Source organism: Variovorax sp. 54 (assembly GCF_002754375.1).
Lineage (GTDB): Bacteria > Pseudomonadota > Gammaproteobacteria > Burkholderiales > Burkholderiaceae_C > Variovorax.
Map to the genome: position 1 here is coordinate 945,060 of NZ_PEFF01000001.1, position 17,983 is coordinate 963,042.

A 17,983-nucleotide genomic window follows, 5' to 3' on the forward strand; every position below is an offset into this window, starting at 1 on the left:
TTTATGCGGCCCATCCCTTAACCTCCGGCGTTGCTGGCATCGCCGAGGAGTCTAGGTGCCATCGAAGGGCGCTGCGCCATCGCCCGACGCCAGCGCTGCAGGTGCGGACGCGCGTCGCCGACCTGGACCTTCACTACCCGAGCGAAATCGACCGCCACGACCGCGGTGATGTCGGCAATGCTGAAGCGATCGGCCGCAATGAAGTCGCTGCCGGCCAGTTGACCGTCGAGCGTATCGAAGAAATGCTGCACTCGCGCTAGGCCCCGCTGGGCCAGTTCCGGGATCTGCGGATAGTCCACCGGCCCTGGCAGCGCGCGGTTGGCCATGGCCGGGGAACTGTTGCGAATGGCTTCGGCGATTCCCATCAGCCCCTCGAACTCGACGCGCCAATTCCAGCTCGCGATCTCGGCCTTCTCCTGTGGTGTGCTGCCCAGCAACGGCGGCTCAGGAAAGCGGGCCTCCAGGTACGCGGTGATGGCCGCGTTGTCGGCCAGCCGCAGCCCCTCCTGCGTGAGAAGCACTGGCACGGTGCATTGCGGATTCAGTCGGCGGAAGGCCTCGCTGAGTTGTTCGCCACTTCGCAGGTCCACATCGATCGTTGCATGCGCGACGCCCTTCTCGGCCAGCAGGATTCGCGCGCGGCGAGGGCTAGGTGCCGTGGCGCAGTCGTAGAGGGTGATCACAGCTTCTCCTGCGTCCATGTCTCGAAGTCGGCCGCGTCATGGCGCTCGTGCAACTGGCTGGACGGCTCGCCCCACGTACGATTGACCCTGCGACCACGCCGCGCCGCCGGCCGCGCGGCGATCTCGTTCGTCCAGCGCAGCACATGGGTGTATTGCTGCACCTGCAAGAACTCACCCGACTCGTAGAGCTGACCCTTTGCCAGAGCGCCGTACCACGGCCATACCGCCATGTCGGCGATGGAGTATTCGTCCCCTGCCAGGTAGGCGGCTTCCGAAAGGCGCCGATCCAACACATCGAGCTGGCGCTTCACTTCCATCGCGTAGCGATCGATGGCGTACTCGATCTTCGTCGGCGCGTAGGCGTAGAAGTGCCCGAAGCCGCCGCCCAGGAAGGGCGCGCTACCCATCTGCCAGAACAGCCACGACAGGCATTCGGCGCGCTGTGCCCCACCTGTGGGAAAGAAGGCATCGCCGAACTTCTGCGCCAGGTACAGGAGAATCGCCCCTGACTCGAACACACGCACGGGTTGTGGCCCGTCGCGGTCCATCAAGGCCGGGATCTTCGAGTTCGGATTGGCTGCGACGAAGCCGCTGCCAAATTGCTCGCCCTCGTTGATGCGGATCAGCCACGCGTCGTACTCGGCGCCGCGATGGCCGAGTTGGAGCAACTCCTCGAGCATCACCGTGACCTTCACGCCGTTGGGCGTGCCCAGCGAGTAGAGCTGCAGCGGGTGGCGTCCCACCGGCAGGTCACGGTCGTGGGTCGGGCCCGCGATCGGGCGGTTGATGTTTGCGAAGCCTCCCCCGCTCTCTTTGTTCCAGGACCAAACGTCGGGCGGCGTGTAGGAAGTGGCGTCGTTCATTCAGCGATCTCCAGGCTTCGGGCACGTGTCCACGTCAACCAACCGTGCATCCCCCAGATTGCTGACTGTAGAGGCTCGCAAGACGTGGCCAACATGAGGCCAACGAGCTGAAAAGCGATGCTTCTGCGCGTATAGGAACTAGTCATGAGGACTCCAAGCACCGGGTTCACCGGCGAGTTGTCGGAAAAAAGCCGTGAGGCGAAGCAGACTTGCCGATTTCAGCTCGGGCACAGGCACGCGCGGTGCGCTCCACGTGCTCGGCATGTTATGCAAGCTGGCCAGCAATCCAATCGGCGGAAGCGACGATTTCGCGATCGACCGAACTTTCGTCGCTTTTTTGCCGATGGACAGGCGGGCGCCGTTGCGCTGAGACTGCCCGGCATCTCAATACAGTTTCGACGCTCCTCGAGCGACCCCGGTCTCTCCCAACACCGTCCCATCATCATCCGTGACGCCGATCTGATCCTGGTGCTGGAAGACGGCACGCCGGCGAAAGTCGGCATGCACGACGAGTCGCTGCGTCGGCATGGCCTCTACGTGAAGCTGGCCAGCCATCAGAGAACCGGGCGATGCAGCAGCAGTGGGCGCAAGCGTAGGACGGGGCGCACTGCAGCATCTGGTTAACGAGCGTGCTTGTCTTTGCACATCGAAGTTGGGCTTGCTCGTCCAAGCTTTGGAGCCGGTACTCCCTTGAAGAATCTATGAACCATGTGATCGCAAGCAGCGCAATTTTCCTTCTCGCGGGCGCGGTCGGCGCGACGGAGCAAAGCCACGGTGTTCAGCTTTCGAGAAACGAACCCGCGGCGAGGCGAGACGTCTGCGAACAGAAGAGCCGCAATTGGTCCACCATGCGAAGCACGCTGGTCGCCGTCTCCAAGTTTCGAGGCGCCAACAATGCCAACGTGCAAAAAGATCGCCCGCAATGCCATCGCTGGATCGGAGAGTTTTTCGATTGGCAGATTCGAGCTCCAATATGCGCGCGGCAAGTCTGGCGGACCGACGCCCAGTGAGAGTGTCTGCTTCGTGAAGACGGCCACCTTCGAGGCGACCAACAACGAGGGGCATGACGTCACCTACAAATGCCAAGCCCGAATGAATATCGAGGGAAAGGGACTTTCCATTTCCTGCAAGGTTGTCGCGGGATGAACGAGCCGCACCATCGGAGCGCGGACTATCGGGTGCCGTTCGAAAGAGGCGCCCTTTATCCAACGTGGCGACGCCCGAACTAACGCCCCCAATTCGATCACTTCGTAGCCCTCGGTATCCGGCCGCACCCTGTCGATTTCTTCGATGCCACCCTGCTTGTCGCCTTCGACGAAGCGATGAATCAGATAGCGATGCTCCGTCTCGCGCCGGCCGCCAGGCGGGAACACCAGCAAGGCTTCGGTCTTGCCCAGATACAGCCAGCGCGGCGCATTACGCTCGGCGAAGTCGAAACGCTGGAAGCCTTGTCCGACCGGGTCGTGGACCATGACCATGCCGCGCGGAGCCGGCTGACATGAAATCCCCCATCACCACCAGCGCGCGGCGCGTCCTGCCAACACAACGGGCGCGCACATCCGACCCGCGCGAGTCCTCAGCCTCGCCGTCGAACAGCAATCGTTCGGGCGCTTTGCCTTCGCGAAGCTGGTAGACATGGGTGTCGGCGATGGCATCGGTGCGCAAGACCTCGACAACCCGCTGTGCACCGTACGCGCCCAGGTCGCAAGACTGAGGCATGCTGGCAAGAACCGACACGGGACCGAGCAGGCTCAGGACGAAGGCGAGGCGGATCATTTCTGGCATTTCATGGCGCTGCTGCGCGAACCGCGCCGTTCGTGTCGTCTCAAAACTTGAAGCCCGCGGGCTTCTTGGGCCCGGGCGACCCCGGATAGTTGGAGACATAGGCATCGCCATTGCTGATGACCAGGCGAACCTCGTTGTCAGGCAGGAAGTGCACGTTCATCGTCGACCCGGGCCGGTCATAGCGGTCGACCGGAACGGTCTTCTCGTGCCGGGCCTTATTCAGCGGTCCCTTCGGATCGGAGTTGCTTGTGCTCCAGCGGACGGCCGCGGTCAAACCGGGCGTCCATCGCTGCGGATACACGATGCAGCAAACGAAGCTTCCGCCGCCGCCATAGGCAAACACGTTGGCATCGAACTGGTTGTTGACCCAGTACTCGTGGATGTAGTTTGGTGTGTGGTTGTAGGCGCTCAGGTTCGCCGTGGCCATTGGGGGGATTGGCGACTTTGGCATTCGTGCTCGCGCTGTCGGACGCGGCTAGAGCACAGCCCGCCATCTACATTCCCACCACCAGCCATGTGATCGTCATAAGCATGCTCACGATTCTCATGGCAGATCGTGCGCTGCGACAATGGCTGTCCCAAGCACTCCTCATGGGTCTCGCGTGCGACCGCAGCAGCCTGGCGGACTGTGTCCATCTTGGAAACAAAGAGTTTTCCAAAGGGGATTTATCCGTGGCGGATAGAGCCGAAGATCCTCTGCTCGATCGTTGTGACGTGAGCCTCAACTCTGAGGTTCGCAATGATTCGACAAACCGGTAGTGAGAGTCATCGCCATGAACAGTGACGTCTCGTCGACCGGTCACGCTTACGCGTCAACGCGAACGATATCGTGCGACACCGTCAGTGCGGGCTTGTCTAGACAGTTTCAATCTTCCCAACGATGTCTGTTGGTCGCACGAACGGGTGGGAAAATCGCGGACCAACACTCTGCGAGCTTAGTGCGACTGCGGGCAAGTTTCTTGCCTTCGTCAAGCCGTTGTTCGCCTCGTACAAGCGTCCACGGTCCCATCCAGTTCGTGCCTGAGTTGCCGCACCGCGCGATGGGAAAGATCTTGATGCGCGAACTAAGCAACCCGCTCTGGCAAAACCAAGAAAGAAACGTGTGAACGCCTAGACTCATCTCCTAGAGCCCGATGTCGGTTCCATCCGCTGTGCACCACCGCAGAACCAGAAGGAATACAGGGACATGTTGGCATCGAAGCCCTCGTCCCCGTCCGCGCCACTCTTTGCTACCGCACCCCATGCTTTTCGGAGTTCCTCTCATGCCTAAACTAAAACGCCGCCACTTCGTCCTCGGCACGGCCGCCGCGCTTGGTGCACTTGTTGTTGGCTGGTCTGCATCGCCCACGCGGCAACGGTTGGTGGGGGACGAACCGTTGCCGACCACAACGCCTGGACAGGTCGCGCTCAATGGGTGGGTCAAGGTGTCGCCGGACAACACAGTGACGCTAATGGTGGCTGCGGCCGAGATGGGCCAAGGTATCCACACGGGATTGGCCATGCTGCTGGCCGACGAGATGGATGCAGACTTGGGCCAAGTGCGGCTCGAACAGGCGGGTTACGACCCGATCTACAACAATCAGGCAGTAGTACTCGACAGCTTGCCGATCTTCAAGCCGGACGAGAACGGGCTCATGAAACGGGGAACTCGCCATATGGTGAGCAAACTGCTGCGAGAGATACCCGGCATGTGGGGCAGCGGCGGCTCAGCGGGCATCGCCGATCAATGGGTACCGTTGCGAGAAGCCGGAGCATCAGCACGCGCGATGTTGGTGGCCGCGGCCGCCGAGGCGTGGAACGTGCAGGCGGCGGAATGCCACGTCGAGGGTGGTCGAGTGTCGCATGTGGCGTCGGGTCGGATCGCAACCTTCGGGGAACTTGCTGAGCGGGCAGCGACGATGCCGATGCCCCTCTCGATCATTTTGAAGAATCCATCCCAGTTTCGACTGATTGGCCAACCCAGACGACGTATAGACACCGCGGGCAAACTCGATGGCTCAGCCGTGTTCGGGATCGATGCGCTACCGCCCGACGGGCTGCTCTACGCGAGCCTCACGATGTGCCCAACGATCGGCGGTCGAGTCGTGCGCTTTGACGACACGATCGCGCGTGACTTACCGGGCGTGCACAAAGTGGTGAAGCTCGAACCCGTAGGGGGTGGATTGGGCTCGAGCGGCACAACGGCTGGCGCGGTGGCGGTGATTGCCGATACACCTTGGCACGCGATGCGCGCCCTCGAAAAGGTAAGCATCGAATGGGACCACGGCACGGCGGCGAGCCTGTCGAGTCGCGGGCTGATCGATGCGCTGTCACAGAGCCTGAATTCCGTCGACGGAAAGGCCGACGTACATCTCGAAGCGGGCGACGTGACGGCAGCAATGGACTCAGCCATGAAGACGATCGAGGCCGAGTACCGCGCGCCCTTTTTGGCGCACGCGACCATGGAACCGATGAACTGCACCGTTCAATTGAAGAACGGTGCCGCTACCGTTTGGGCTGGCTTGCAGAGTCCCGGGTTGATACGCGGTGACATCGCGAAGGTATTGGGCCTTGATGCGTCTAAGGTCGACATCAAACTCACATACTTGGGTGGTGGTTTTGGGCGACGCTACGCGGGCGACTTCGCTCTACAGGCGGCCGCACTAGCACGAGAAACCAACGGCATTCCGGTCCAATTGATGTGGTCGCGTGAACAAGATATGGCCCACGATTACTACCGCCCGGCCTACGTAGCACGCAGCAAAGCGGGTTTTGACTCCCAGGGGCGTTTAGTGGCTTGGCAGGTCGATACGTCGGGCTCAAGCTTGGGCGCCCCGGGGTTCATGAGCGCCGCTGCGGAAGGAACAGCAACCACCGCGTATCGATTTACAAATGCGCGTGTATCGCATCGCACCATGGAATCGGCGGTCACAGTAGGATTTTGGCGCTCTGTCAATCATTCGCAGAACGGATTTTTCACCGAAAGCTTTATCGACGAATGCGCGCACACAGTGGGCCAGGATGCCATTGCATTTCGAACGTCACTGCTAGCCGGCCCAGATGAAGCGCGGCACTTGGGGGTGTTGACACGGGTGGCCGAGCTCTCAGGGTGGGGAAAGCCGCTACCTCTCGAAGCCGATGGAACTCGCCGCGCTCGGGGGTTGGCGCTCCATCGGAGCTTCGGCAGCGTAGTTGCACAGGTGGCCGAGGTAGCGGTGACACCCGACAAAAAGATTCGTGTTCGAAAGGTGTACTGCGTTATTGACTGCGGTACGGCGGTCAATCCGAACCTGGTACGTCAGCAAATGGAAAGTGCGATCGTTTTCGGACTGTCAGCCGCACTCCATGGTGAGATCACGATCGAGCGCGGGCAAGTACTGCAAAGCAACTTTCATGACTACGCGTCGCTGCGCATGAATGAGTGTCCTGATATTGAGATCGCGATCATGCCGAGCACAGAACCGCCCACAGGAGTTGGTGAGCCAGGCACGCCGCCAGTAGCCCCAGCCGTAGCCAATGCGGTGTTTGCGCTCACGGGGCAGCGGTTGCGCACGCTCCCATTGCGATTGGTTTAAACGGTGCACCACGCCGCGACCATCGCCAGAAGATTTACAAAGCATTGATGGCGATGCCAAACGATTCCAACGAACCGGAAAACAATGGATTCCCCCATGACCACCACACTTCAAGTAAATGGCAAAGCCACGACGATCAACGCGGAACCCGACACACCGTTGCTTTGGGTTCTGCGCGGCGAGCTGCAAATGACAGGCACCAAGTTTGGGTGCGGCAAGGCGCTGTGTGGCGCGTGCACCGTGATGCTCGACGGTGAGGCGGTGCGCTCGTGCGTGACACCGGTATCGGCTGCGCAAGGCCATGCGGTATCGACCATCGAAGGTGTGAAAGGGGTGGAGATCGAATCGCTGCGCCAAGCCTGGACGCAACTCGACGTGGTGCAGTGCGGCTACTGCCAGAGCGGACAGTTGATGTCGGCGTGCGCACTCTTAAAAAAAATACCGAAGCCAAGCGACGCGGACATTGATGAGGCGATGAGCGGGAATATCTGCCGCTGCGGAACCTACCCGCGCGTCCGAGCCGCGATCCATCTGGCGGCGAGTGGCGAGACAAGTTCCCCCAAAGCACGGTCAACTCATGTTCCCTTGCTTGCCGGATCACAACTTCTCGGCGGCGGCTTGATCACGTCTTCGTCTTGACCATCCATGGTGCAACGCCCGTTGACCCGATCGTCGTTCCAAATCTGACGTTCACTACGCCCTAGCTGATGGGCTTCAACCTGCGATTGCTCCGCAAGCGTTCGGCTGAGGAAACGCTGATCAATGGGCTACGGCGGGCACGGCCCGTGTATGCGCGAAGACACCGCAAGTCACAGCCCGACCGAAATGAACCAACGCAGCTTTGCCAGCGCCGAGTACAAAATGTTTTAATGCCGATGCAATCTTGACCAGCTAAACCCCAAAGGGGGGGGTGCGGATAAAAACTTGGACTGGTTTTATGTCGAGAGTCCGAGACTTCGTCGGTATTCGATGGAGCTGCGAGAGCCAAGAGAGATCTTGGTCCGCTTCTCGTTGTACCAACGGATGTAGGAATCAACTACCTCGATGAACTGCTCAATGATCGTGGCCTTCCAGGCCCGAGGGTAGAACATTTCCGTTTTCAACCGGCCGAAGAAGCCTTCGCACGCCGCGTTATCAGGCGAGCACCCCTTGCGAGACATCGAGCGAACCAGCTTCGCGTCGCTGATCCGCGATAGCCAGCCTGGCCAGCGATAGTGGGCGCCGCGATCTGAGTGGACAACGGGCCGGTTGTTGGTATCGACCACCGTCTCGATGGCAGCATCCAGTATCGTGTTGACGAATTCATCCATACAGAGCCGCTGTTTCCAGGCGGTCGAAGTCGGTCATCGGGTCCCACATCAACGATCCGTAAGCGAAGATCCAGATGGGGCCTGTGTCGCGCCGAGCACGCAGAGTGTCTGTCAGAGATTTCTCGATTCGTTCGCGCGACCAAAGGGCATCGCTGGGCACGCCGAAGCGGTCAAGATCGGCAGCCCGAACTGATCGTGTCGCGCGATATCGTTCGCGCTAGCGCGTAGGCGTGATCATTCAACAAAACATCACTTTCATGGCGATGATCCTGAATATCGGGTTTATCAGATCATTAAAAGCCTCGAAATTGAGGCCCACATCTCGATGATCGAGAAAAGGATTTTTCCGCTCTATGTGGTACGGAGAAATCCCCTTATAGAGAACTCTTTGTTTCCAAGATAGATACGGTCCGCCACGTCACGGCGGTCGCGCGCGAGACCCATGAGTTGCCGTTGGTAGATCGCGCCAAGCCGCGGCGGTGCGATGCCCAGTTGGAAGGAGCCGTCGGTCAAATGTTTGAGGTAGCCCGTGCGCTGCGGCGACTCAGCGGCATCGAGCGCGCGTTGCTCACGCGGGAGGATCGGCCCGAGAGCTTCGTACTCCGTTCCGTTGAACCTGAAGAACTGTGCCTGCTTGAGGGGGCGCAAATCCGTAGGGGTTGGATTGAGGCTGATCCCAGGCAGCATCAGCGGCAGGCGAACCGCCTTGAGGTTCGACGCGATCTTGTGGATGTTCTCGCGGGTCAGATCGTTACCAGCCAATCGGATCACCTCGGCAGTCGCCGCGCCCGTGTTGTACCCGGCGGTGTAGATGTCATCGGTGATATCTACGCTCGGGAGATACTTGGCGAGGAACTGTCTGTAGGCCTTGACCTCAGGCAGACCTTCGGTAAGCGGCCAGCCGCCCCACCTTGAGTAGAGCCGTTGGCTAAACGATGCTGTCCAGTTAACTTCTAGCTGGACGGTTATGGACGTGAACCCGAAGTCGCGGCGCAGACACAGCGCTGAGTTCAAGGCAGAGGTTGTGGCCGCGTGCGCGGAGCCTGGTGCCACGGTTGCGGCGGTGGCGCGAGCCTTCGGCCTGAACGACAACCTCGTTCACGACTGGCGGCGCGGTCGCAGCGGCGCGGGCGCTTCCAAGACCATCGGAACATCGCTGCAAGAATCAGCGCCGGAGTTTGTTGCGCTGTCGCTGCCTTCATCATCGCCGCCCCCGGCACCCGCACCGGCACCGGCGCCGGCTGTCGCTCCCGAGGGGATCCGTCTCGAGTTCAAGCGTGGGGCGATCGGCGTAAACGTGACGTGGCCCATCTCGGCCGCTGCCGACTGCGCGGCATGGCTTCGTGAGGTGCTGCGTTGATCCGTATCGACGCGCTGTGGCTATGCACGAAGCCGGTAGACATGCGCTGTGGCGCCGAGCGTCTGCTCGCACACGTGGTGCACGCGCTGGGAAGCGCGAACGCCCACCACGGCTACATGTTTGCCAACGTGCGAGCCACACGCATCAAGATGCTCGTTCATGACGGCTTCGGCGTGTGGTGCGCCGCGCGACGGCTGAACGCCGGGCGCTTCGCCTGGCCACGCGAGATCGACACAGCCAAGCCGATCGCGCTGACGCAAGCGCAGTTCGATGCGCTGGTGATTGGCCTGCCCTGGCAGCGGCTGCCGGAGATGAGCGCGATCACGCGGCTCTAGAAGCCCAACCCTGCGAAGGCGGTGCGTTGACGGCGCATCCCCCAGTGGCAGTGAGTCACCGCGCCCTGCATGATTCGAACATGCAAGCACTGCATGATCTCAAGGACGAAGACCTCCAGGGCTTGGCCCCTGAGGCCGTCGCCGCGCTCGCGCAGCAGATGCTTCAGCGCCTGCGTCAACAGGACAGCGAGATCAAGTTCAAGGACACCAAGATCGAGAAGATCACCTTCCAGCTCGCACGGCTGAAGGCCTGGAAGTTCGGCGCGAAGACCGAGGCGATGAACGCCGAGCAGAAGCGCCTGTTCGAGGAGACGCTGGCCGAGGACGAGGCCAGCCTGCAGGCGCAACTGGAGCAAGCCAGGGGCCAGGCATCGACCCCGCCTGCAACCGATGGCGACAACAACAAGCGCAAGCCGCGTCGCCAGCCTCTGCCCGATCATCTGCGCCGCATCGAACACCACCACGAGCCCGACGACACGAACTGCCCCAGCCCTGGTTGCGGCAAGCCCATGAAGCGCGTGGGCGAGGACATCAGCGAACGGCTGGACATCGTGCCGGCAGAGTTCTTCGTGCACCGCCATATCTACGGCAAGTGGGCCTGCCGCGGCTGCCAGTGCCTGGTGCAGGAAGCGGCTGCGCCACAGGTCATCGACGGCGGCATGCCCGCCACGGGCTTGGTGGTGCACACGATGATCAGCCGCTTCGTGGACCACGTGCCGTATTACCGACAGGAGGCCATCAACGCGCGCTCGGGCGTGCACACGCCACGCTCGACCCTGGCGAGTTGGTCCGGTCGCGGTGGTGCCGCGCTGGAGCCGCTGTTCGTAGCGCAAAAAGCGCTTCGTTCTCTCGGCGAGAGTGCTGCAGGCCGACGAGACGCCGGTGGCCATGCTGGACCCTGGCGCGGGCAAGACCAAGCGAGCCTACGTGTGGGCCTATGCGCGCGGAGCCTTCGATGCGGCGCCGGGAGTGGTCTACGACTTCTGCCTTGGGCGAGGGTCGCAGTACCCCATCGCGTTCCTCGGCGCGGATGATGATCCGAACGGTGGCCGAGGTTGGAGCGGCACGCTGGTGCGAGACGAGTACAAGGCGTATGAGCAGGTGATGGCCGCCGGGCCCGGTCGCATTGCCGCGGGATGTCTTGCCCACGCGAGGAGGAAGTTCGACGAACTGCTGCGCGAGAACGGGAAGAGCGCCGTTGCCACCGAAGCGCTGCAACGCATCGCCAGGATCTACCGCACCGAGCGGGAGTTGGCCACGCTGACGAGCGAGCAACGTCTGGCCCGCAGGACCGTCGTCACGCAGCCGCGATGGGAAGAGCTGCACACATGGCTGCAGCTGGAACGTGCCCGCGTGCACGACGGCAGTGCCACGGCCAAGGCCCTGAACTACAGCTTGAACGCTTGGGAGGCACTGACGCGCAATCTGCTCGATGGCGAAGTAAACGTGGACAACAACCATTGCGAGAATCTAATCCGCCCGTGGGCGCTCGGAAGAAAAGCATGGTTGTTCGCGGGCAGTGAACTGGCCGGTCAGCGCGCCGCCATCGTCATGAGCCTCGTGCAGTCGGCAAAGATCAACGGTCACGACCCGCACGCGTACCTTAACGACGTGCTGACCAGATTGCCCGCACATCTGAACAGTCGCATCGACGAACTGCTTCCCCACAACTGGCGGCCCTCACGCTGATCCGCGCGACGAGCGGTCACACCTATTGGCGGGGCCTGTTAGCCGGCAGGCTTGCTGCGCTTGAGAAGTGACCACATGGGCCAAGTCTCCTTTACCGCGCCCTTGGCAACTTCGGTTGCGGAAGACCGTTCGTATCCCTCCGGACGGTCAATCACGACAACGACAGCGCTACCTTCGTCGCGTAGGAGCTCCCACGGCCAATCCTGACGCATCGCATCTTCTACGACCAACTCGGCATGTACGTCCTCGTAACCGGGTGGCCGCTTCAGCGCAACAAATACTCGGTGATCAAGGGTCATAGTCTGTTCATTCCAGCGCAGCAGTGCATCTCATCATTTAAGGATACAGCGACTGTCGTCTGGACAGATCAACATCTTCAGCACCTGAATCGTCAAGATGGGGTGACTGAACGCTTACGACCTTCGAACTCCTTGGCGCTGACGTTCGGCCGTCATGTCGCCATGATCACGCCTCTGGCGCTCTCGAGGCCCACGGGCGCGAAAGATGCCTTCGACGAAGAGCCACCTGCGCTGACATAGATGACCGGATCCCGCGAGAGTGCGCGGATCTTGCGCAACGCCAGGGCACTCATCTTGGAGAGACGGGCGCTGCAAGCGCAACAACCAACTACGCGCGCTCGCCATCAAGCCAACTTACGACTTGGTCAGACCTTCCCTAGGCGAGTTTCGATCGCATCGAAGAATGACGAGATGAGCCGGCTGTCTCTTCGCTCGCGCAGACAGCACACGTGGATATGCGTCGAGACGACGTCGCCTTCGATCCGTACCGGTCTCAAGCGCGGATCGGGCACATATTCGGACTGGGAAACCGTGCCGATGCCCAGTTCCCTGGCCACGGCCTCGCGCAGCGCTTCACGGCTTCCGATTTCCATCGCGACCTGAACAGTCACGCGCTGCTTTAGTAGTGCATCTTCAAGGGCCTTGCGGGTCGTCGAGCCCGGTTCGCGCATCAGCAGCGGCTGCCCCGACAGCTCTTTCAGCGCAATGGATTCTCGCTTGGCGAACGGATGATCCACATGCACGAACGCGATCACCGGATAGCGCGCATAGAGCTGCGTGTGATAGCGCTCATCGGGGAGCCGGCTCGCCAGTACGCCGACGTCGCTCACGTATTTGTCCAAGGCATCCAGCACGATCTCGGAGTTGCCGAGGGCGACGGAAATCTTGATGCGCGGGTGGAGGGCGTGATAGGCCTCGATCATCTCGGTGACATGAAAGGGGCCGACCGCGCCGATCTTCAGCGAGCCCCGGTGCAACTTGCCGCTTTCGTCCAGCAGCGCGCTCATGTCGCCTTCGAGCGCGATCATCCGCCGCGCCAGCGGCAGCATCTCCAGACCCAACGCGGACAGCTCCACACGCCGGCCGCGGCGGTGGAACAGTTCGGCGCCGTACTCGCGCTCCATCATCTGTATCTGCGAGTTAAGCGTGCTGTGGCTCATGCCCAGCGTACGCGCAGCGGCCGTGAAGCCACCATCGTGTGCGACCGCGATGAAGGCGCGGATCTGATTGAGCGTCACGGCGGACCCTTTTGAAAGAACGCGATGATGCCGCCCGATCATGATGGCCGTGTGTAATCCGGCGCTATCCGGCGGCCACGCCCATGGCCGGATCGCTCACGCCGTCCTTGCCAGTCTCCAGGCGGCCGGCGAATCGCCGCTCGAAGCCGCCGCCCATGACCAGCGTGAAGTCGTACCAGCTGTTGGAGCCCGCGAGCGACCACGACGGCTCCACCTGCATGCCGGGCGCCACGGTGTAGGTCCACGGCCCGTCGCTGCGGTAGGCGTTGGAATTCACCACCAGCGTTGCCGGGGCGTTGCCCATGTTCATAATTGTCAGGTAGATGGCGTTGCCGCCATGGTCGTAGCACACGCGCACTTCCGGGTTCGGTCCGCTCGACAGACCACCCAGGTCGCCCTTGAAGCACCGGTGATAGCCGTTGGGCCCAAGCACCCAGAGGCTGTACTTGCCCGCGTTGTCGGTCACTGCGGCCCATGTATCGGAGATCATCTTGCCGGCTTCCACGGTGAAGCGTCGGGGGTAGCGTGACAGGCTTAGCTCGTCGTACACATGGAACACGGCGCCCTGGGTGCCCGTGTTGCTGAACGTGAGCCACACCTGCCCGTTGGGCAGGTCGACATTGGCGCTCGTGTGCAGGTGGTAGGGCAAGGCGCGCGAAGGCCGCACGGCGAGGGCCTGCGACGGCAACGGCACCGAGCCCACCGCGGGCACGGGCACTCCAGGCGCGGTCACCTGCTGCGACAGGGTGTCGTCGGCCTGCTTCCTGGTCGGTGCGCTCACCAGCGCGGGCTTGGCGCTGTTCGGATTGCGGAAGTCGAAGCACGACATCAGGTCTCCGAACACAGCGCGGCGCCACGGGCTGATGTTGGTTTCACGCACGCCGAAACGCTGCTCCAGAAAGCGCAGGGTCGATGTGTGGTCGAACACCTGCGAGTTGACCCAGCCGCCGACGCTCCACGGGGAAATCACGAGCATCGGCAGGCGCGAGCTGGCGCCGAACGACCTGCCGTCGGGTGTGCGCTGGCTCGTGTCACCGGGCGGCGCCGGCATCGTGTAGTACTCGCTGGCGATATCGACTGTCGACTTGCCCGCATAGGTGCCGTCGGCATTGCGCCACGGTGGGGAAGGCGGCGGCATGTGGTCGAAGAAGCAGTCGTTCTCGTCGAAGTTGATGATCAGCACGGTCTTGCTCCATACCTCCGGATTGGCAGTGAGCATATCCAGCAGCGTCTGGATATACCAGGCGCCCTGCCCCGGAACCGACATGCTCGGATGCTCGCTGTAGGGTCCCGGCGCGACGATCCAACTCACTTGCGGCAACGTGCCCGCGGCGATGTCGTCGGCCACGGCCTGCAAGTAGCCGCCGTCCGGCATGGTGTTGCCGAAGCCCTTGTACAGCGGCGACTGCGCTTCCATCGCCGGTGAGTAAGCCGCGTTCGGCGAGCCCTGCGTCCGGAGCAGCTCATTGACAGCACGGTAGGAGGCGAATGCCACCAGTTGGTTGTTGTTGCTGTTGTTGCCCGGACGGGTGTAGACCTTCCAGCGCACGCCGGCCGCCTCCAGGCGCTCGGGGTAGGTCGTCCAGTTCAGGCCGTCGGCGGAGGGGCCGAGGCCGCCCCAGTTGGCGTTGGTCACGCAGGCACGGCCGACGACGTTCGCGCCGTTGGTGCCGCTCCATAGGAACATGCGGTTGGTGAAGGTGCCCGTGTGAATGGAGGTGTGATACGCATCACAGATGGTGAACGCGTTGGCCAACGCCCAGTGAAACGGCAGGTCGGACTGCTGCAGGTATCCCATCGAGATCTTGGTGTTCTTGGCCTTCGGCCACGCGGCCATGCGGCCGCCGTCCCAGGCGGCCTGCTGGTCACCCCAGTCGTGCGCGCCACCGACACGCAATGCGTTGCCCTTGCTCGCATCGAGGTAAAACGGCTGCACGTTGTCGGTGCTGCCCTGTTGGATCCACACTGGCTTGCCCGAAGCCATCGGGATGGTGAAGCGGTCGCTGAAGCCCCGCACGCCGGGCATGGTGCCGTAGTAATGGTCGAACGAGCGGTTCTCCTGCATCAGGATGATGACGTGCTCGACGTCGTTGATGGTGCCCGTCGCGTTGTTGGCCGGGATGGCCAGTGCACGCTGGATGGCCGGCGGAAGCGGACCGAGCGCGGCGCTGGCCGCGGCGGCGCGCAGGAAGGTGCGGCGATTGAATGGCGTCATGGATGTTGTGTTCGGCGATGTAGGTTGTCCGGCTGCGCTCGCGCCATCAAGGCGCGCAGTCGAGCTTCGAGTTCAGGGCGGGCGGCTGCTGCGCATCGGTGCCGGAGGCTGTGTTGTTGCCGAGCGTGGGCGCAGCGACGATCGGTACCTCGGCGCTTGCCGCGCCGTCGCCGGCCGCAGCTGGGAGCGCGCCCAGGAACATGGCGGATGGCAGCGGGCCGGCGCCGCCACCACCACCACCGCCGCCGCATCCGGCGATGAACAGGCATGCGGTGCATGTCGCCATCGCCACGGTGGTACGCAGACTGGGGAAGAAGTTGGATGTCATCGCGCGTCCTTTTTCAATTGACAGGAAGCGTCGACAGCGGCTTGTTTGACAGGAAGATCGATTGCAGTTCGACGTCGGTCAGCACGCGGTTCCACATCGCGAGGTCGCCGAAGTGGTGCTGGTACGTAGGTGCGACCGTGCACTTGCCGGCGAAGTACGGTGGCGTGGCCGTTCCGTTGCACTTGTTCATCAGGAAGGTGCCAGTGCCGTCGTCGCCAATGCCCCAATGCGGGAACGGAGAGAGCTTCGAAAGGTCCACGGCACCGGTCGACTTGCCGACGGCCACGCGGTTGGTCGTGCTCGTCACCGGATCGAACACATACATGTTCATGGTCTTGGCCACGCCGTCGACCGAAAAGGCGATATACACCCAGCGGTTGACGGTGATCTGCGTGTACGGGGCGGTGGGTCCGTCCGCACGCACGCCGCCGCCCGACCCGATGTTGAATGCCACGCCGCACAGGTTGCCCGAACTGGAGAACAGTCCGATTGCAACACCGGCATTACCGCCGCTGACATAGCTCTTGTTCGAGATGATCGTCACGTTGCTCGTGGCAACGCACGAAGGCGCCTTGAACCAGAACCCGATGGTGAATTGCGGCGCTGTGCCCGTGGAGATGTCGAACCCGTTGGCCGGCGTGAGCCTGTAGCCCTCGAAGCCGTTGGTGTTGACGAAGTTCGTGTCCACCAGCAAGCCGTTGCTGCGCGGGAATGGCCCCGGCACGACCAGGCCGGCCGCGGAGGGAAGATCGCTGGCAGCCGGGCCCATGGTGCTGTGTGCCATGGCATCGACCGGCGGCAGCGTCGCGCTGAACGGGTAATAGGAGACTAGGCCATTCCTCAGCGTCGGCGCCAGGGGCACCGGTGGAACGTACGACACGGGCGGCGAGAGCACGGCCCTCGACGCGGCCTCGGTGCCGTCGCCGGCCTGAACCGTGTAGCTGAACTGGTAGGTGCCTTTGCCGGCAACGACCTGCGAGAATTGGTTATCGGTGAACGAGGCGGTGCCTGCCGGCAGCTTCGACGCAATGACCTGCCCGTCGCGCAGGACCGTGATCGCGCCCGCCGCCGGCGCGACCCAGTTCAGCAACACGTTCGCGCTGGAGAAGTTGTTGTCGGCCACTGTCGCGGTCAGCTGCGAGACTGGCTGCGCGCCGAGCAGCCGACCGCCGTCCATGGCATGGTTTTTTGCCTCGGGCAGCGCATTCAGATGGCCAAGCACGGTCGGCGCCACGTCGGCGATGCTGGCGTTTGCGTACAGGTCGACCAGCTTTTCCGGCAGCGCGGCGCCAACGCCTTGCGCGCCAATGTTGGCGGGCTGGTTGAGACCGATGAAGGTGCTCGATTCGGGCACCAGCGGCAACCCGTCGTCCTGGCTGTTGGCGCTGAAGCCATGGTTGCCAGTCACCACGATAAGCCAGCGGTCGCCTGGACGCTTCGCAGTGGCCGCGACGAGCGTGCCGACTGCCTTATCGAGCTTGACCAGCGTGCCTGCGTACTGGGTTGAACCCAGTCCGAAGTCGAGCGCGGAATCCTTGGTTGAGCGGTACTGGGCCAGCACCGTGGCGTAGTCACCGCCGATCAACTGCGCGGCCTGCGTGGTCACGCAATCGCTGGCGGTCGCATCCTTCGAACAGTCGGTAAGCGAATCGAGGTAGCCGCTATCGTGATCCGAAGACAGCAGCTGGGCCAGCCCGGCCGAGGCCACGGCGGCGCCGTTCAGGCCGGTGCTCTTTTCCCGGGCCATCTGGAACACGGTGGGAGTTCGCACGGCCTGCTTCGGCGCTTCCGACATCACCTGGTGTCGGCTGGCCCAGTTGCCAGTCAAAAGCGTGGCCCAGCCGGGCGTGTCCAGCGTGGGTTGCTGGCTGGGCGTGCCGGCGACACCGCCGCTGTAGGCCAGCCGGACTTCGAGATTGGCGAGGTTCGGCAGCGTACCGGCGGCGATGCCGCTCTGCACGGCGCCGTAGGTCGCGCCATCGAGGTCTATGACCAGCGTGCGGTTGGCAGCCGGTGTCGAAGGCGCGTCGGGTGTCACGCCTTGAGGTGGCGGCGGGACCGGCAAGGAAAACGCCCCGCCACCGCCACCGCTGCCGCTGCCGCTGCCACCACCGCAGCCGCTCAGTGCAGCGGCCAGCGTGGCCGTGAGCGCGAAGGCGCACGTCCACGCGACAGCGCGTTGCCGCAGGCCGTTCGGGTCCGGCGCCTTGCATGCGGCGGAGGGTTCTTGTCGATGGCGTGCACACAGGGCGGCGCCTGAAGCGGCTTGAAAAGTGGGTGGCTCGACTGACATTTTTCGACTGCTTTTTTTCTGAGGGGGTGGT

16 protein-coding genes and 3 pseudogenes are annotated in these 17,983 nt (G+C 62.7%); 8 read left to right on the forward strand and 11 right to left on the reverse strand.

What is annotated here, in order from left to right; translation table 11 throughout:
- Positions 1 to 17: 17 nt before the first annotated feature.
- Both CLU95_RS04195 and yghU read right to left on the reverse strand, forming a co-directional pair.
- Entirely contained in the window at positions 18 to 683 is a 666-nt protein-coding gene (locus tag CLU95_RS04195) for a glutathione S-transferase family protein (protein ID WP_099790719.1), read from the reverse strand.
- Positions 680 to 1,546, reverse strand: coding sequence for a glutathione-dependent disulfide-bond oxidoreductase (gene yghU / locus CLU95_RS04200; RefSeq protein ID WP_099790721.1), 867 nt, complete (start codon positions 1,544 to 1,546; stop codon positions 680 to 682). Before yghU ends, CLU95_RS04195 begins: the two co-directional genes overlap by 4 nt.
- Positions 1,547 to 2,247: 701 nt before the next feature.
- Between yghU and CLU95_RS30535 the strand changes: the two genes are divergently transcribed.
- Positions 2,248 to 2,556, forward strand: a complete 309-nt coding sequence (locus CLU95_RS30535; RefSeq protein ID WP_143605949.1) for a hypothetical protein — start codon at positions 2,248 to 2,250, stop codon at positions 2,554 to 2,556.
- Between the two features lie 63 nt (positions 2,557 to 2,619).
- On the opposite strand, the gene CLU95_RS04205 is transcribed toward CLU95_RS30535, so the two are convergent.
- On the reverse strand, positions 2,620 to 3,024 hold the full coding sequence (locus tag CLU95_RS04205) for a hypothetical protein (protein WP_099790723.1): 405 nt from the start codon (positions 3,022 to 3,024) through the stop codon (positions 2,620 to 2,622).
- Positions 3,025 to 3,181: 157 nt separating this feature from the next.
- On the opposite strand from CLU95_RS04205, the gene CLU95_RS30540 reads away from it, so the two are divergent.
- On the forward strand, positions 3,182 to 3,382 hold the full coding sequence (locus CLU95_RS30540) for a hypothetical protein (protein WP_143605950.1): 201 nt from the start codon (positions 3,182 to 3,184) through the stop codon (positions 3,380 to 3,382).
- On the opposite strand, the gene CLU95_RS04210 is transcribed toward CLU95_RS30540, so the two are convergent.
- Positions 3,372 to 3,758, reverse strand: coding sequence for a DUF3304 domain-containing protein (locus CLU95_RS04210; protein WP_180288534.1), 387 nt, complete (start codon positions 3,756 to 3,758; stop codon positions 3,372 to 3,374). The two genes, CLU95_RS30540 and CLU95_RS04210, sit on opposite strands and share 11 nt — an antisense overlap.
- 17 nt (positions 3,759 to 3,775) lie before the next feature.
- Between CLU95_RS04210 and CLU95_RS30545 the strand changes: the two genes are divergently transcribed.
- The 3 genes and pseudogenes from CLU95_RS30545 to CLU95_RS04220 form a co-directional block, all read left to right on the forward strand.
- Entirely contained in the window at positions 3,776 to 4,090 is a 315-nt protein-coding gene (locus CLU95_RS30545) for a hypothetical protein (RefSeq protein ID WP_143605951.1), read from the forward strand.
- A 503-nt stretch (positions 4,091 to 4,593) separates the two neighbouring features.
- Positions 4,594 to 6,885: a xanthine dehydrogenase family protein molybdopterin-binding subunit gene (locus tag CLU95_RS04215; RefSeq protein ID WP_099790727.1), complete on the forward strand. Its 2,292-nt coding sequence runs from the start codon at positions 4,594 to 4,596 to the stop codon at positions 6,883 to 6,885.
- Between the two features lie 96 nt (positions 6,886 to 6,981).
- A pseudogene (locus CLU95_RS04220) lies at positions 6,982 to 7,431 on the forward strand ((2Fe-2S)-binding protein); the annotation flags it as partial.
- Positions 7,432 to 7,820: 389 nt separating this feature from the next.
- On the opposite strand, the pseudogene CLU95_RS04225 reads toward CLU95_RS04220, so the two are convergent.
- The 3 genes and pseudogenes from CLU95_RS04225 to CLU95_RS04230 all read right to left on the reverse strand — a co-directional run.
- Positions 7,821 to 8,189, reverse strand: a pseudogene (locus CLU95_RS04225) (transposase); the annotation flags it as partial.
- Positions 8,188 to 8,244 (reverse strand): hypothetical protein, encoded by a 57-nt coding sequence (locus CLU95_RS31330; RefSeq protein ID WP_373670007.1) that lies wholly within the window; start codon positions 8,242 to 8,244, stop codon positions 8,188 to 8,190. The gene CLU95_RS31330 and the pseudogene CLU95_RS04225, both read right to left, overlap by 2 nt.
- 302 nt (positions 8,245 to 8,546) lie before the next feature.
- Positions 8,547 to 9,209 (reverse strand): hypothetical protein, encoded by a 663-nt coding sequence (locus CLU95_RS04230; RefSeq protein WP_099790729.1) that lies wholly within the window; start codon positions 9,207 to 9,209, stop codon positions 8,547 to 8,549.
- On the opposite strand from CLU95_RS04230, the gene tnpA reads away from it, so the two are divergent.
- The 3 genes and pseudogenes from tnpA (at position 9,163) to tnpC (ending at position 11,579) form a co-directional block, all read left to right on the forward strand.
- Positions 9,163 to 9,555, forward strand: coding sequence for an IS66-like element accessory protein TnpA (gene tnpA / locus CLU95_RS04235; RefSeq protein ID WP_099790731.1), 393 nt, complete (start codon positions 9,163 to 9,165; stop codon positions 9,553 to 9,555). The two genes, CLU95_RS04230 and tnpA, sit on opposite strands and share 47 nt — an antisense overlap.
- On the forward strand, positions 9,552 to 9,890 hold the full coding sequence (gene tnpB, locus CLU95_RS04240) for an IS66 family insertion sequence element accessory protein TnpB (RefSeq protein WP_218967430.1): 339 nt from the start codon (positions 9,552 to 9,554) through the stop codon (positions 9,888 to 9,890). Before tnpA ends, tnpB begins: the two co-directional genes overlap by 4 nt.
- Positions 9,891 to 9,970: 80 nt before the next feature.
- A pseudogene (tnpC, locus tag CLU95_RS31390) lies at positions 9,971 to 11,579 on the forward strand (IS66 family transposase).
- Positions 11,580 to 12,243: 664 nt separating this feature from the next.
- Here tnpC and CLU95_RS04250 read toward each other — a convergent pair.
- From CLU95_RS04250 to CLU95_RS04265, 4 genes are all read right to left on the reverse strand, one after another.
- Positions 12,244 to 13,116 (reverse strand): LysR substrate-binding domain-containing protein, encoded by an 873-nt coding sequence (locus CLU95_RS04250; RefSeq protein WP_099790735.1) that lies wholly within the window; start codon positions 13,114 to 13,116, stop codon positions 12,244 to 12,246.
- Positions 13,117 to 13,180: 64 nt separating this feature from the next.
- On the reverse strand, positions 13,181 to 15,331 hold the full coding sequence (locus CLU95_RS04255; RefSeq protein WP_099790737.1) for a phosphocholine-specific phospholipase C: 2,151 nt from the start codon (positions 15,329 to 15,331) through the stop codon (positions 13,181 to 13,183).
- A 46-nt stretch (positions 15,332 to 15,377) separates the two neighbouring features.
- Entirely contained in the window at positions 15,378 to 15,659 is a 282-nt protein-coding gene (locus tag CLU95_RS04260) for a hypothetical protein (protein ID WP_099790739.1), read from the reverse strand.
- 13 nt (positions 15,660 to 15,672) lie between these two features.
- Positions 15,673 to 17,952 (reverse strand): alkaline phosphatase family protein, encoded by a 2,280-nt coding sequence (locus CLU95_RS04265; RefSeq protein ID WP_143605953.1) that lies wholly within the window; start codon positions 17,950 to 17,952, stop codon positions 15,673 to 15,675.
- Positions 17,953 to 17,983 lie beyond the last annotated feature (31 nt).

What these genes read in the sequence shown, in the direction of transcription:
- yghU (WP_099790721.1), bottom strand. Translation starts at nt 1,546, where the DNA reads ATGAACGACGCCACTTCCTACACGCCGCCCGACGTTTGGTCCTGGAAC.
- CLU95_RS30535 (WP_143605949.1), top strand. Translation starts at nt 2,248, where the DNA reads ATGAACCATGTGATCGCAAGCAGCGCAATTTTCCTTCTCGCGGGCGCG.
- CLU95_RS04205 (WP_099790723.1), bottom strand. Translation starts at nt 3,024, where the DNA reads ATGGTCATGGTCCACGACCCGGTCGGACAAGGCTTCCAGCGTTTCGAC.
- CLU95_RS30540 (WP_143605950.1), top strand. Translation starts at nt 3,182, where the DNA reads ATGGGTGTCGGCGATGGCATCGGTGCGCAAGACCTCGACAACCCGCTG.
- CLU95_RS04210 (WP_180288534.1), bottom strand. Translation starts at nt 3,758, where the DNA reads ATGGCCACGGCGAACCTGAGCGCCTACAACCACACACCAAACTACATC.
- CLU95_RS04215 (WP_099790727.1), top strand. Translation starts at nt 4,594, where the DNA reads ATGCCTAAACTAAAACGCCGCCACTTCGTCCTCGGCACGGCCGCCGCG.
- tnpA (WP_099790731.1), top strand. Translation starts at nt 9,163, where the DNA reads ATGGACGTGAACCCGAAGTCGCGGCGCAGACACAGCGCTGAGTTCAAG.
- CLU95_RS04255 (WP_099790737.1), bottom strand. Translation starts at nt 15,331, where the DNA reads ATGACGCCATTCAATCGCCGCACCTTCCTGCGCGCCGCCGCGGCCAGC.
- CLU95_RS04260 (WP_099790739.1), bottom strand. Translation starts at nt 15,659, where the DNA reads ATGACATCCAACTTCTTCCCCAGTCTGCGTACCACCGTGGCGATGGCG.
- CLU95_RS04265 (WP_143605953.1), bottom strand. Translation starts at nt 17,952, where the DNA reads ATGTCAGTCGAGCCACCCACTTTTCAAGCCGCTTCAGGCGCCGCCCTG.